Origin of the sequence: Chitinophaga oryziterrae (genome assembly GCF_009758125.1) — a bacterium.
Classification (GTDB): domain Bacteria; phylum Bacteroidota; class Bacteroidia; order Chitinophagales; family Chitinophagaceae; genus Chitinophaga; species Chitinophaga oryziterrae.
On sequence record NZ_WRXO01000002.1, the window covers coordinates 966,522 to 982,355 of the forward strand.

The window sequence follows — 15,834 nt, forward strand, 5'->3', positions numbered from 1 at the left end:
TATCTTTGCAGGGCAAACCGCGTTATAATTAACCCAAAAACATACACCAATCATGGAGCGTAATTACAATACTATCAGCCCTTCAGCAATGTCATTGCTGCTGATGAAGGGAATGACCCCTATCCCTTATGCACGGCAGGCCGCAGAGCTGATGTCCTATCCCGAACAATACATTCCGGATTACGACCGTAAAGAATTCATTTTCTGGGCAAGACTGGCACATTTCGAAAACCGTTACGCCAGTATCGATCAGTTGCTGGAAGACATCCCTGCAAAGAACATCCTGGAATTATCTTCCGGCTTTTCATTCCGTGGCCTCGATGCCGTAAAAAAACGCGACGTCTACTATATTGATACTGATCTGCCAGATCTCATCAGCACAAAAATCAACTTTGTAACTACCCTGCAACAGGGCGATTTTGAAACCAAAGGGACCCTGGAAACATTGCCGCTGAATGCACTGGATGAAGAACAGTTTACCAGTATCGTAAACCGCTTTCCTCCCGGTGAGCTCGTCATCGTGAATGAAGGGTTACTGATGTACCTGGGTGATGAAGAAAAGAAAAAACTGCTGGGGATCATTCATAAAGTGCTGAAAGAACGTGGTGGTTACTGGATTACCGCAGATATTTATCTGAAAGGGAAATTGAAAATAAAGCTGGATGATAAGTTACAGCAGTTCTTCGATCAGCATCGTATTGAAGACAATAAGTTCGACAGCTTCGAGGCTGCAGAAGCATTCTTCAACGAAGCGGGTTTTGTAATTGATAAAGTAGCAGAACCCGACCCCACCAAAACGACCGCACTGGAATATCTTTTAAAAACAGCCACTCCGGAACAACTGGCAGAAGGACGTAAAATAGGGAAGATAAGTGCCACCTGGCGCTTGAAAGTTAAGTAGAAAAGCCGTACCGGACGAGTCCTGGTACGGCTTTAGTTATCACATATGATGGTACTTACGTACATCAGGTGGAATTATAAAATAAAGACAAACGGGAATAAGAGCTTATAAGATAGAAAGAAAATGTGAAAAAACTACGCTTTTGGGATAATTTTTTACATTTCCCCCTGATCAGTGTGCCGTATTTGCGCTATAAATTGTATTTTGTTATCATTCCGCACCTAAAAAACCACGTATATGAACAATCCAAAGCACCGCAGGGATTTCCTGAGACAAATGGCGTTATACACAATGGGGGCCGGCATGTTGCCTTCTGTATTGGCTGCCTGTAACGGTGGTTCTTCCGAAAAAACGGCTAAAGACAGTACTACTACAGCCACATTACCCGGTGCCTCAGAAACAAAGCCTCTCTTTTTTAAGATTTCCCTGGCAGAATGGTCCTTCCACCAGGCGCTGTTTTCCAATAAAATGTCTCACCTGGATTTTCCGCTGAAGGCTAAAAAAGACTTTGGTATTGAAGCCGTGGAGTATGTGAATCAGTTCTTTAAAGATAAAGCAAACGATAGAGCCTACCTGGCAGACCTCAAAAAACGTTGTAGCGATAACGGCGTCCACAGCGTATTGATCATGTGCGACGGTGAAGGTGATATGGGAGATCAGGACCCTAAAAAGAGACTAAAAGCTGTAGAGAACCATTATAAATGGGTAGAAGCAGCGGAATACCTGGGATGTCACGCTATCCGTGTAAATGCTGCAGGAGAAGGAAAAGCAGAGGATGTGGCGAAAGCAGTAGTGGAATCCCTGGGTAAACTGGCGGAATTTGGTAATGCGCACAATATCAATGTAATAGTGGAAAACCACGGGGGCAATTCTTCCAATGGTAAATGGTTGTCCAGCGTGATGAAAGCAGTGAACAGACCCAACTGTGGTACTTTGCCAGACTTTGGTAACTTCTGCCTCAACCGTACCAAACCAGAGGACAACACGCCGGAAGCATGGGCCAAAACAAAATGCCTGGAAGAATACGACCGTTACGAGGGCGTAACAGAACTCATGCCTTTTGCAAAAGGTGTAAGCGCTAAAACCCACGACTTTGACATCAACGGTAACTGCATTGAAACAGATTATCACAAGATGATGAAGATCGTGAAAGACGCAGGATATACCGGTCATGTGGGCATAGAATACGAAGGTGCACAGTTATCAGAAGATGAAGGGGTACGCAAAACGCTGGCATTACTGAAGAAGGTGGGAGCAGAATTAAGCTGAGTATAAAAACAAACGATATACAAAGAGATCCTGTCAAAGGCAATGTCGTTTTATTAGCGACATGTTTGTAGCAAACAAATGAAGTAAAAGTCCTATCAGATGCTAGTCCGGTAGGGCTTTTACTTTTAGTAACGTTTTTAGTTGAACTTCGCGAAGAAATACATATGTAATTTGTGGATAAAGCTCCCCTTGAAGTCAAAAAATGAAAAGCTGCCTCATAAATAAATGAGGCAGCTTTTCATTTTTAGTTTAATTTTTTAGTGTTTCACAACTTTCATCGTCTTGCTTTGAGCGCCTTGCCTGATATTGATATAATAAATGCCGGGTTTCAGATCCTGGCCAAGCTGGTAGTAGGTGCCGGCATTTATTCTTGTAGAATAAATTATGCTGCCGGCGTTATTAACAATGATAAGTACTGCTGACGCTTTCGAGGAAGAAGTCAATTTTACATTAAACACATTATTGGAAGGATTGGGATATATTTCCGTTGTAAAATCCAGGTTACCATGGGTGTTTAATTTGTTGCTTACTTCTGCGATCATGTTTTGGTTTGCAGTCACACTTTGCAGGGTGTCCCCGGGGGGTAAGGTGCGCACTTCAACAGCCGCTATCGAGCCGCTATAAGGATCATACAATCCTTTTTTAGGGAAAAAAATCACCTGTATCAAACCTGCGTTGTCTGTTTTTGCTCTGATGGTTTTAATAACAGCGGTGTTCAATTTGTTGCCTGCGGCCTGGTATATATTAAAGTCTATAAGGCTGTCGAGACCATTGGAGGCTTTTATGCTGAATATCCTGTTATTCTTCTGTGTATCTTGTGGCTCAACGAAGTGCAGACGGATAGCGTACACGGTATTAGGAGTGAGCCCACGCAGGTAATAACGCATCTGGCTGATATTGTCTTTGAATATGCGTATATACTCATATACCTGCGGAGGAGCCGGATCAGTTACCTGAGACACGTCTACAGGGGAATTCACTCTTTGTATCCAGGTATACCCAGCATGCCATAGCTTATCGGTACCAGTAGGTCCTTCCGGAACATATTGAGCAAAGGTAGTATTGGCATACGGACTAGCAGGAGCGGGCGCAGTACCCGCGTTTATGCCGTAAACAGCCGATTTATTTGTCTTTAAAACTTCTATACAATAATCATCCACCCATACCGTGCCGGGTCCCACCTTAGACACCCAATAAGTAAGCCCTGTTGCACTGTCAGGCACATTGATCGTATCTCTTATCTGAGCCCAGTTTTCCTGGTATGCGACCACATTGTATACCGGTTTTGAATAAACGGCACCCGTAGCAGCGCCCTGATTATCTACAAACCCAACGCCATATCCTGCCCACCAGGGATAACCACTGGCCCCTTTTTCTACTTTGACCCATTGGGTAAATATGATGACGCTACCGCCTCTCACTGGTATGGAATCTTGTATGTTCAAAGCGGTGTTTGCTGTAGTAGAACCCAGTGTGGCGGCTTTGTCGCCGGAATGGCCTTTCCCGCTAACGGTGTACACCGCGCCCACCGTAGGGACTTTTTCGTTATAAGCTACCCAGTTGATAAGGTCACTTTCGAAACCATAATTGGGTATGCCTCCACATGAATCATATGGCACTACTGTTACTGGCAAAGTAGTTGAAACGCCTGAGCCGTCCTGGGTATTGACGGTGATAGTCAGAGCGCCTTGTTTAATAGCAGTGACAAGGCCTGTGCTGTCAACCGTAGCTAAGGTTACATTGGAACTACTCCAGGTTACTTTTTTAATAGTGGTATTAGCCGGCAGGAAGGTAACTTTTACCTGCAACGTATCCCTTTCCCCGATAATGGCGGTGGATGGTTGCAACGTAAGACCGGTGGCCAGTACATTGGCTACATGAATATTGGCCTGTGCAGCAATAGCCGGATTGTCTGCCGCGGTAGCTGTTATTATTACATCGCCTTGTTTGATACCGCTGATAAGGCCGTTGTTGCTTACTTTGGCTACGGTTGTATCTGAGGATGTCCATACTACCTCTTTATTGCTGGCTTTTGCCGGGTTGATGGTAGCGTTCAGCTGGAAGGATGATCCTGCAAATACATTGGCCGAAGTGCTATCCAGCGTTAAGGAGGTAACAGGTACATAGATTACCGTATAGGTTTTGGCAGCCGTAAAACTGCCTACTACAGATGTAGCGGTGATAGTAACTGTGCCCGCAGCTTTTCCTGTTACTACCCCATTCAGGTCTACGGTAGCGATGGCGTCATTGGAAGATCTGTACACCAGGTTCCGGTTGGTGGCATTTGCCGGTGTAGTGGTCAGTTTCAGCGTGTCTTTATAGCTCACATAGAGATTACTGCTGTCTGAATGGATGCTGATTCCCTGGAGCGGGATGATGGAAAGATCGAGGGCGGCTATAGAAGCGCTGTAAGGATCGTTGGTACCAACCTTAGGAATGAATTGCACAGTTATTACACCAGCGTTGTCAGCTTTTGCTTCAAGAGTGCGTGTAATCACGGTATTCAGCTTATTGCCTGCAGCCTCGTAAATGTTGAAGTTAATGAGGCTGTCTCTGCTGGTCTTCACATTAAACACCCGTTTGGCTTTGTCAACATCACTGGGCTCAACAAAGTGCAGGCGCAGTGAATAGTTGGCATTGGGAATCAGGTTGCGGAAAAAATAACGCAATTGAGCTGTATTATTTTTGCCGATGCGCATATACTCATATGCCTGGCGGGGCGCAGGCGTTGTTACCTGGCTCAGGTCCATCGTTGCCGCATTACGGACGCTCCAGGTATACCCTGCATGCCATAGTTGATCGGTTCCGTTAGGCCCTTCAGGTATATATTGGCCGAAGGCTGTATTCTGATACGGCGTTGAAGGGCTTCCCGTAGTTGCCGTTGTACCTGCATTGATGGCTGTCACAATGGTGTTCACGATCAACTGCATGGTTTTAGTGGAGCCTCCGTCTGCTGTGGAAATGGTGAGGGTGGTAGTGCCCTGCTTTAAGCCGGTAACCACGCCGTTGACATCCAGGCTTGCAATGGTACTATCTGCCACCGACCAGTTCAGGGTTTTATTAGTGGTATTTGATGGCGTAATAGTAGCGACAATCTGCTTAGGCGTATTCATGGTACCATACAAGACACTGTCTATCGTAATACCTGTGGATACGACCGGAGGAATGACAACGACCTGCCTTGTACTTGTTTTTCCTCCATCGACCGATGTAACGGTAATAATGGCGGTACCCGCATTTATGCCGCTTACCGTCCCGAAGGGGTCCACTTTAGCTATAGCGGTATCCGAGGAGCTCCAGGTAACGGACGGATTGGTGGGATAGGTGGGGGTGAGCTTTACATTCAGCTTAACAGAGAACCCTTTTACCAGGGTATCTGATGAGGGATTGACTATTTCTACCGACTGAAGAGGACCAGCTACAGGAGAGCCAAAATAGATGCCATTCCCACTGATGGAAATAAACATTCTTCCCTTGTTGTCTGCCGTAATATTCTGCACCACGCCTGGCAACCGGTCTAAGATGGTCGTCCAGGTACGACCGGTATCATCTGAGCGGAAGGCGGCGTAAGTAATGCCGTTGATGGAAAGGTCCTGGCTGGTGGCGTACAAAGCCAGGTGCGCATTAGCAGTGGTGTCGGACATAGCAGCAGCTATCCATTTGGGCTTAAAATCTACTCCACCTGCCTTACTGAATGTTTTACCAGTGTCTGAGGTATGAAAAAGGCCGCTGTATTGAGCGTCATTGTAAAATGCTATCCATACATCCCCTGTTTTCCCCGGCGTTACTTCAACGTTGGAGGTGGTGGCATAAGAAGAGCCATCGGGATTGCTGCCGTTGTTTGCAGTAAGACCAGTGGCGGTTGTTTTCTGGAATGATTTTCCGCCATTGGTGCTTACATAAAACGAACCGCGGTCCCAGATATAAAAGTAATCGCCGTTCACCTTGTCCGCTACGAGATGGTTTTGCCCGGGGTACAGGTTAAACTGTGGGCCTGCGGGTAAGATTCCCGAAGGAGCACCGGTGGATTTTGTCCAGGTGGTTCCAAGGTCTTCCGACCAGTAAACGTTACCCGGACTATTAACATCTATTTGGGTGAGCCAGAGGATATTCCTGCGATTAGCCGATACGGCTACACGCCCACGCAGGCCGGGCGATTTTGGAAAAAGGGTATAGGTATCGCCACCATCGGTGGAGTAACCCGCACGCGATGCGCTGAGTTGATTAGCTGCCGGGCCGTCGCAGCCTACACGAACAACAAAATTGGGATCTGTATACTGAAAAGCTACTCCCTGCATATTAAACGCAGAAGAGATGCCGTAGTGCAGTGCGGTGCGGGAAAGGGCACCCTGGGTCAACGGCTCCGTAAGGGAACGATGGTGGCCACCTCCGACATCTGCGGTAGAGGTGAGCAACAGGTTCTTACCACTGGGAGGAGCTACCATAGGGCCTGTTACCACGATCTCTTCCAGGCCTGCTACGCGGATTTTCCAGTTGGAAATGGGCGCAAAGATATTATCGGTGCTCAGCACGTCCAGCATATCGTTGATCCATACCCTGTCCGGGTAAAAAGGGTCCCAGGTAAAAGCAGCAGCATTATGCCCCGGTGAATTGTAAGGTACCCCGTCATTTTCCGAGTGTGGCGCTTCTGAATTATCGCGGGTGATCTTTCCCTGTGTATAGGAGCCGGGGGCTCCGCCCTGCCTTGAAATATAATAAGGATCTTTTTGCCAGGTGCCCCTGGTGCTTACAACGATATCATTTGAATTGGCTGGGTTCACCGCCACTTTAGCGAAGAATTGGTCAGGATTATCTAAAAAAACAGGAGAGATGTCCTGCCAGCTGCCGGCCTTGTATTTGAATACACCCTTTTTAACGCTGCTGGAGCCGGCAGACACGTACAGGGTCCCATCTGCGTGAATCGTAGCCCGGCCTGGAGACAGGGGACTGTTGCTCATCAGTGTGAAAGAAACACCGCCATCTTCTGATACCCATATGCCTGTAGACCGGCCGATGTAAATCCGCCTGGTAACATTCTGACCATTTACAGCAAGGGTGCCGGAGCTTTTATCGAAAAGAATAAAGGCACAGGCACTCTGTGTATTGATAGCGCTTACCTGCGACCAGCTGGTGCCGGCATCTCCCGTTTTCCAGGCGCCATTCTGGTCTGTAACAACCCATACATTATTACTATTGGAGGGATCTACTTGTATACGGTCCCCGTAATACTGCGTGCTGTTGGGATGCACAACAATGGGAACATGCAGGTCAGTCCAGGATTCACCCCTGTCAGTACTCTTCATGATAGTACCTACCCCGCTGGAGCCTTTGCCTGGCGCCGGACCGGCGCCGTTTTCCACAGTAGCATACAGAATATTACCGGTAGTATCACTGGGATCTACCCCCAGGCTGCCGCAACGCTGGTTAACTTCCCAATTCCAATAGTTGACCGGTATCTTTTTAAATAACATTAAATGCTCCCACTTCTGCAGGTTCTTATTCCATCGGTAAGGAGTACCTACATCTGTGGTAATAAAATAAAGATCGGGTACCATAGGGTGCGCTACAAAAGAGGGCAGCGAACCAGACCCACCTATCCGGACCTGGTTCCAGGTGTACGCTTGCGCGTATACACCCTGCGAAGCAGTCAGATAAAAAATTGTAAGCAGTAACGTGTAGTAAACTTTTTTCATCTTCATAACAGTGGAATTATTAAGGTTTGATTTAGATGATCTTCGTTTATGCTTTTCGTTGTTATGGACGTCCGTAACAACGTATAGGAGCATCCGTAGTAAACAAATATTTCCCCTCCCCGATATTTTTTGACGGGTAAGCCCCCAAAGGGATCATGCTTTGAGTCAATTGATTATTTAGCTATACTACATTTCCTGGCGGTGGTTAATCCTTCCCAATGGGCGGTTCTGAAAGAAGTGCAGGTAAGCCTTCCATCAGCCGGTGCGGGTTATTGTTCGACACCGCCGGCAGGAGGCTTATCTTTCTGATAAGGGTATTAATTCCAGCCATTTCGAATGTCTTTGGCGACGTTAGGATTATAATTTTTCTCTACATCGGGAATAGGGAACAGCACGTGTTTATCCTGGAAAGGTTGTGTGCCGGTTCCTGGTTCCGCAGCTTTTTCCGCGTTGATAGTTTGTTTGATAATTCCCCATCTCAGCAGGTCGAAATACCGGCATTGCTCTCCGCATAATTCCAGTTGGCGTTCGCGCATCAATATTTTCATGGCATTGTCTTTATCCCCCAACGTAGTATACAAAAAGGCATGAGAGCGGGAGCGTATGCTGTCGATCATCGCCAGTGGAGGATTGCCTGTATTACCTTGCTGGATATAGGCTTCGGCCAGCATCAGCATCACGTCAGCCAGGCGGATTACCTGTCCGTTGATGGGACTTTTAGGATCACCATATTTTTCCACGAGATTGTAATATTCATATTTCTTCCAGCGATAGTCGCCCTGTGGATCGGCAGCATCAAAAGGAAACGCTTTTGCTCCCGTAGTGCATTGCTGGCAGTACATGGTATCTCCCCCGGAAGCAGCGGTACCATAGAAGGTGGATCTGGCACGGGGATCAGTATACGGCTGGCCAGTTGCGGGATTTGGATAGGAGAATGCGTTCACAGCGGCATTGCTGATGTATACGTTTTTCCAATCGTTCCAGCCATATTCCATAGCGCGACCGGTATGCGTTTGTTTACCTACCTGTTCTGCACCATTGCCAAACATATAGTAAGGGGAGCCAATACCCCAGTCGGTCCACTGCTGATCCATGATCTGGAAGATGTTTTCCGGCGTGTTCTGATTGGTAGTGCTGAAAACATTATCAAATGAGGGGTCGAGTTTGTAGGTGTACGGCGCGCCCATCAGTTTTTCGAAGGAAGTTTGTGCAAGCCCCCATTTTTTCTGGTACAGGTAAACCTTTCCGAGCAGGGCTATCACTGCGCCTTTGGTTACCCTGCCCAATTCTGCGGCAGGATATACAGTAGGTAATTCCGTGGTTGCTTCGGCTTCTGTCAGGTCTTTTTCTATCTGATTCCATACGTCAGATGCAGGGCTGCGGGATAAATAGTTGTTTTGAAGCGTGGTTTGATAGTCGGTATACAGTGGCACATCTCCCCATAAGGTTACTAAATGGAAATACGCATATGCCCGGAGGAACTTTACCTCTGCGAGATATTGATTCAGTTTGGCGCGATCTGAGGTGGATGTAGGGTTCCAGGCCGCCGCCCGGTCTATCACCAGGTTGGTCCGGAAGATCATCCGGTAGAGGGAACTCCATAAGGCACTCTGATCTGCGTTGTTGGTACCAAAACTGTAATCGCCCAGTTCCTGTTCCGGCCCCAGCAAAAAGCTGGCGCGCTTGGCTTCATTTCCCATCAGGTCAAAAATATAATAATACTCCCGGGCCCACAATCCGGGATGCAACAGTGTAGCGTAACTGGCAATAGTAGCCTGGTTCAGCGCTCCTATATTAGTGAAATAGGTATCGTACGCGTAGGCGCTCTGGTCCACCAGGTCGAGGCGCGACTTTTTACATTCGGGGAAAATCGTAATCAGCCCGGCTATCAGTAATAATTGATGTATATACTTCTTCATAAAATCACGTTTAGAAATTAAAAACCTAATTGAATACCTGCGAGGAAAGTTCTTGGCTGTGGTACTTGTCCCTGATCAATACCGCGTGCAAACAGGTAGTCTCCTGCCACTTCCGGATCGTATCCGGTGTATTTGGTGAGAGTAACTAAGTTTTGTGCTGCTATGTAAATGCGGAGTGATTTAACGGCGCCCCTGGTGACATTGGTTAACATTGACACCGGGGCATTGTATCCAATAGTAATGTTCCGTAAGCGCAGGTAGCTGCCATCTTCCAGCCACCAGTCGGATGGACGGAGGTTACCGTTGCCGGTTACATTCTGGCCTATCCTGGGTAAAGCGGCTACATCGCCGGGTTTACGCCACCTGTTAAGTATATCGGTGCTGGCGTTGTGCCCTGTAGACATGAAGCTTGTATTTAATTTTAAGCCATTTAGGAGTTTTGTTCCGCTGATACCTGACAATACCAGGTTCAGGTCAAAGTTTTTATATGTGATACCGGCATTGATCCCGTAAATATATTTTGGGATGGCATTGCCTAATATCTCCTGGTCCTTTGCCGTAACCACTCCATCGCCGTCAATATCTTTATAAATAAAATCACCCGGCAACAAACCATCCTGGTATTTCGCATCTGGTTTGCCTGTTTTTTTTGCTGCTTCCTGGTTGAGGGCAGCTATTTCGCTGGCATCTCTGGCCACATGATCCAGCCGGTAGCCATAGAAGGAGCCGATAGCATTGCCTGCAGCGGTATAAGTGGTGGCGGGTACCGGCGTAAAGGCGCCGGCCTGGATAGGCGCAGAAAACTGATCGCCTAATGATAACACTTCGTTATGGTTAATAGATCCGTTGACGCTTACATTGAAGCTGAGGTTGTTGTTGATCTTATCCTTATACCCGATGGTCAACTCAAAACCTTTATTCCGGGCGTCGGCTGCATTTACTGTTTTGCGAGGCTGCGTACCGGTAAGACTTACGCCAATACTGGCAGGTAGCAGGGTGGTTACGAGCAAACCGGTACTTTTACGATCATACCAATCGGCTTCGACGGTGAGGCGGTTATTTAAGAAGGCCAGGTCGATGCCTATATCGGTTTGATTAGTTTGTTCCCATTTTAAATCAGGGTTGCTTACCGTCGTCAACGTAGTACCGGATATAAATGTTTCCGTGCTGCCCAGGGAGTATACCAGTGCGCCGCCTGGTGTGCCCTGGTACGTTTTTGCGGTATTCAGGAAGTTGGGAATATTGTTGTTGCCGGTTTGTCCCCAGCTGGCGCTCAGCTTTCCATCCGACAGTACCGGGAATATTTTTTTAATAAATGCTTCTTCTGAAAAGCGCCAGGATAAACCTACGGCAGCGAAATTACCGTAACGGTTGTTAGGGCCAAAGTTGGAAGCGCCATCCCTGCGATAACTGGTGGTCAGTATGTACTTATCATCATAAGTATAGTTCAACCTGCCGTAGTAAGAGATCACAGAAGGACGTGCATAGTTGGAATAGGCATTGGTAACGGATTGAGAAGAAGCCACCCCCACATTGGTGATATTATCATTGGGTTGCCCGGTACCCCTGATGGAAGAGCCATTCGTGATTCCCGGATCAATATAGCTTTGCCCGGCGATCAAAGAGAACTGGTGTTTGCCAAGTAGTTTTTCGTACGACAGATAGTTTTCCAGCATGTAGTAGGAGTTTTCCGTAAAAGTCAGCATCGACTGGCGGGCCTGGTTCAGGAAATTGGACGCCTGGTACTGTTGCTGATAACTGTTACTTCGGCTGGAGTTCACTTCTGCTGCGAACTGTGAACGGAATTTTAATCCATCTATGATACGCACTTCCCCCGATAGTTGTGGAAAGAAAGCCAGTGATCTGGAAGTTTGACTTTTCATGGCAATCTCCTGTATTGGATTAGCGGCATTGCTGAAGTCATCGATGTTGGAGAGGATAGAATATCCGCCCTGGATAGTTGGGTCCAGGACAGGTTTATAGGGAGCATATTGTATGGCATTGATGATATTGGCATTGTTGCCTTTGCCTGCATATTGCCGGACGATGATGTTTTGTGTAAACCTGAACCGGCCCAGCGTTTCTTCGAGACTTACACGTGCCTGGAATCTCTTGTTGGTAGCATTGGTTAAGATCGCCTGCTGATTGATATAAGTGGCAGATACACTATAGTTTACTTTTTCGCCACCGCCGCTGATGTTCAGATCATTTTCTGATACCATGGCATCACGGAAGATGGCATCCTGCCAGTCGGTACTGTCCTGTAAAACTGCCGTTGTGTTGAATTTTGCCGGCAGTACGGTATTCTTAGTAACGGCGAGATCTTTCAGCGCGTCCACATATTGTGCTGTATTGAGCAGGTGCAGTTGTTTCCAGGCCCTGGCGATGCCCCATTGAGAGGTAAAGCTGACGCGGGGAGGACCGGTCTTTCCTTTTTTGGTGGTGATGATCACCACGCCATTGGCGGCAGCGGAGCCATAGATAGCTGTGGAAGATGCATCTTTCAGGATGGTGATACTTTCTATATCCTGAGGATTGAGCGTATTAAAAAGGTTTTTGGTGCCCTGGATGCCATCCACTACATACAGAGGATTGATATCGGTGAAGCTACCGGTACCCCTGATGATAATCTGGGCATCTGCGCCGGCGCCACCGCTGCTTTGCAGTACCTGTACGCCGGCTGCTTTACCGATAAGTAGCTGCGAGGGATTGGTGGCATTTACCGCACCGGCTTCTTTCACCGTTACTACGTTGTAGGCGCCCGCCACATCTTTCTTTCTGGCAGTACCATAACCGATAACAACGATGTCGTTCAGTGCAGACACGGTTTTGACGAGACGTATAGAAAAAGTGAGAGTGGCGCCTGATTTCAGGGATACGTTGTTCAGCCGCTGAGTTTCAAAACCCATGTAAGAAACGCTGAAAGAGTATTTTCCTTCAGGGGGTAATCCGGAGAAACGAAATATGCCATTGCTGTCAGTTACCACACCGGCGGTATACTTTGTTTTTTCATTGAGCGTCACAACAGAGGCATTGGGGAGAAGGTCTCCCTGATCTGTGCGCACGGTGCCGGTCACCTGCAGGCGACCTTGCGCCTGGGTGGTCATTGAAACGCCTGATATCAACATGACTAGTAGCAGAAACAGACACCATTTTGGTCGATAGAACATCTTCATAACTGGAACGTGTTTTTTAAGTGCAGGGCATAGTAAGCCCTGGGGCGCTATAAGCGCCCACTTGTGGAATAGAACTATATAGGTGAATTATTTTCTCTTAATTATAAATCCGCTATCATTCCGGATCAGCTTCAGATTATTGGGACGCGTTAAATCAGTCAGGATAGTCTCCAGCGAGTCTGTTTTTTCAAATTTACCATCGAAATAAATCTCTATTACGTCTGAAGGATAATAGTAGATCGCTATTCCATAGTAATTACTCAGTTGATCCAATACCTGCGACATAGGTTGATTATTGAATTTATACCAGTCCGGTTTCGTATCACCTGTGCCGTTACTTCCGGCTCTTACTAATATGTCCTTGCCCCTGGTATTGAAGTCAAACACAAAAGCTTTTCCTGTTTTACGGTAGTAGTTGAGTTCTTTGCCAGGAGTAAGTACTACATCGTTGATGACTTTCCTTTTATTGACAGATCCTTGTACCAACACTTTCCCGCTGTTCAGTCTTACGCTGATCATATTTTCTCCGGGAATGGCTTTTACATGAAAAAAGGTGCCCAATACGGTCGTATATAGTTCGCCGCTATACACTACGAAAGGATGTAATTCATCGGCGGCTACAGTAAAATCGGCTTCTCCTGTCAGGTAAATGTTCCTGTTTTCCCTGAATTGTTTGTTATATACCATGGTGGCTGCCGGCAGCAGCCGTACTACAGAACCATCTGGTAATACGATGGCCATGGTTTTATGGCTGGTGTTGGTGGTCTGTTGCTGTTGTTCGGAAGGAATCGTTACTGTCATTCCCGGGTTAACAACAACTATTTTTTGATGGTCACGGCGGAGCAGTAACATGGTTCCGCCAACTAATACACCAGCTGATACTGCCGCGATGGCCAGTCGTTTAATCCATTTCTTCCGGTTATCAGCCGATACTGTTTGTTGATGAATATTTTTCAGCCACTGCTGGGAAACGGTTTCCGGGAAGTGGCCGCCTTCCTGTAATTGCAGGAATTCCCCTTCCGGCAGGTATTTCTCCAGCATATCAGAATGCTCCTGCAGGTAATTGGCTATCCTGCGGGTTTCTTCCGGTGTGCATTGATTGCTGAAGAACCGCTTCAGTAATTCATCATTTATCATATTATATACGGCTGATAGATAAGTAATACGTTTGTAACGCGCGAACTACGTAGTCTGATTCAAAAATATTTTAAAACCGGCTAAACCAGGCCAGGAGAGATACCATGAACCCGAGATAATGTTTTATCTGTTTGATAGCCTGGAAAATATGTGTTTCCACAGTTCTGGATGATAAGGAAAGTTCGTGTGCAATCTGCTGGTAGCTCATACCTTTAAAACGACTCATTTCGAATACCTTACGACGCATCGGAGGCATTTCTTTCAATGCATTTGCCAGCTTCACCTGGAGTTCTTTTTCCGCCAGCTTCCCCCAGAGGTCATCTACCGGCAGGGTATACTTGTCTATTACATGGATTACCTTTTCCTTGTAAACGGTTTCCTTGCGGAGAAAGTCGATCAGGGTGGTGCGGGCAATGCGGAACAGCTGTAACTGTATATCGAGGTCATCGGCGAGATTTTCCCGGTAGTTCCAGCATTTGATGAATGTAAGCTGCGTCACCTCTTCTGCAATGAAGGATGACCTGGTTTTTTGGAGAACAAAATAGTAGACCCTTTTGTGCCAGGAATAAAAGACTTCATTAAACACCAAGAGGTTACCTTGTTTCAAAGCAGCTATAGTATTCAAAACGTGGCAATTTACCACAGCAATTTAAATAAATAAATGTGGAAATTCCTATAGATGCGGGTCGGCAGTTCTGCAGGTGGCCTGATAAATGCCAGATCTCTTATATATATTCGTTATGTTGATCAGGCGTTTCGACCGGATTTTCAACATCCTGCTTAAGATGCTTCAAAACATATCGAACATAGCCTGTTGTTGTTATAGTGCCTCTTTTATTTTAAAAAGTAATATTCACTTTCTCATTACTAATCTTATAAGTAAACTTAGTCTGCTTACGCAAATTATCCAGCACCTGACTAAGTGTAGCATGATCAAAGCTGGCAGTAACAGGGGCTACTTCCGCAGTGTTCCCGTCTACATAAATTTCTGTACCGTACCAGTCTTCCAGTTTATGCATTACGTTCATAAACGGTTCTTTCTCGAAAGACATTTTCTCATCCAGCCATTCCTTCATTTCCAGTGGTACATAAGTTTCCTTTTCCATCAGGTCAATCTCCTTATTGGCCAGGATCATATTGCCATTTCCCAGAATCTCCGGTTGATTGTCTGTAGTGGAAAGGTAGGATTTGGTCACCTGCAGCTTACCACTGACCAGGTATGCCGTAGCGCCCTGCTGTAATTCAAAACACCGGATTTTGAAAGCAGCAGCAGGCTGGGTAGTCAGGATCAGGATGTTTGTTTTTACGATCAACGGCCCGGGCGCATCAAAATAAGCTTCTCCGTCCAGCAGTACCGCATGCTGCCGCATAAAGCTGTCCGGTACCATTAACCGGGTATTCCCGTTTAAAATGACAGTGGTATTGTCAGGCAGGGTGATTTTCCTGCGTTCTCCTGCTGTGCCGGTATAAGTAGTGTAACCCTGTTGTTTATCACGCAGCTGGTGTAATACAGGCTTATTATGCCCCTGGCGGTAGTACCAGGCAGCGATAGTGGTGGCAGAAAGTATTACTACAACTACCAGGTACAGCCATTTACTCTGGAAGATTTTGCTTGGTGTATTAGAATTAGGCACTGGGAATACTGATTTTGTTGAAGGTATAAAAATAAAGAAAAGTCTGTAACGGATTTAAATAAACGCTTTTTTATTAATATTTTAATTAATGAAAGATAGGCTTGG

At 46.6% G+C, this 15,834-nt stretch carries 8 protein-coding genes; 2 read left to right on the plus strand and 6 right to left on the minus strand.

Annotated features, from left to right (window positions below; genetic code table 11):
- Positions 1-52: 52 nt before the first annotated feature.
- Positions 53-901 (plus strand): hypothetical protein, encoded by an 849-nt coding sequence (locus GO495_RS11440; protein WP_157299803.1) that lies wholly within the window; start codon positions 53-55, stop codon positions 899-901.
- A 237-nt stretch (positions 902-1,138) separates the two neighbouring features.
- On the plus strand, positions 1,139-2,170 hold the full coding sequence (locus tag GO495_RS11445; RefSeq protein WP_157299804.1) for a sugar phosphate isomerase/epimerase family protein: 1,032 nt from the start codon (positions 1,139-1,141) through the stop codon (positions 2,168-2,170).
- 257 nt (positions 2,171-2,427) lie between these two features.
- Here the strand turns inward: GO495_RS11445 and GO495_RS11450 are convergent, their stop codons facing one another.
- The 6 genes from GO495_RS11450 to GO495_RS11475 all read right to left on the minus strand — a co-directional run bounded on the left by GO495_RS11450 (position 2,428) and on the right by GO495_RS11475 (position 15,729).
- Positions 2,428-7,869 carry an Ig-like domain-containing protein gene (locus tag GO495_RS11450; RefSeq protein WP_170302664.1) on the minus strand — a complete coding sequence of 1,814 codons (5,442 nt, stop codon included), beginning with the start codon at positions 7,867-7,869 and terminating at the stop codon, positions 2,428-2,430.
- 311 nt (positions 7,870-8,180) lie between these two features.
- Complete coding sequence (locus GO495_RS11455; RefSeq protein WP_157299806.1) at positions 8,181-9,782, minus strand: RagB/SusD family nutrient uptake outer membrane protein; 1,602 nt, start codon at positions 9,780-9,782, stop codon at positions 8,181-8,183.
- A gap of 17 nt (positions 9,783-9,799) precedes the next feature.
- Positions 9,800-12,958, minus strand: coding sequence for a SusC/RagA family TonB-linked outer membrane protein (locus tag GO495_RS11460; protein ID WP_157299807.1), 3,159 nt, complete (start codon positions 12,956-12,958; stop codon positions 9,800-9,802).
- 87 nt (positions 12,959-13,045) lie between these two features.
- Entirely contained in the window at positions 13,046-14,095 is a 1,050-nt protein-coding gene (locus tag GO495_RS11465) for a FecR family protein (RefSeq protein WP_157299808.1), read from the minus strand.
- Positions 14,096-14,165: 70 nt separating this feature from the next.
- The gene (locus GO495_RS11470; RefSeq protein WP_157299809.1) at positions 14,166-14,720 is read right to left on the minus strand and encodes a sigma-70 family RNA polymerase sigma factor; all 555 of its coding nucleotides are present in this window, start codon (positions 14,718-14,720) and stop codon (positions 14,166-14,168) included.
- Positions 14,721-14,934: 214 nt separating this feature from the next.
- A complete protein-coding gene (locus GO495_RS11475) occupies positions 14,935-15,729 on the minus strand; it encodes a FecR domain-containing protein (protein WP_157299810.1) in 795 nt (264 codons plus the stop codon).
- Between the last annotated feature and the right edge of the window lie 105 nt (positions 15,730-15,834).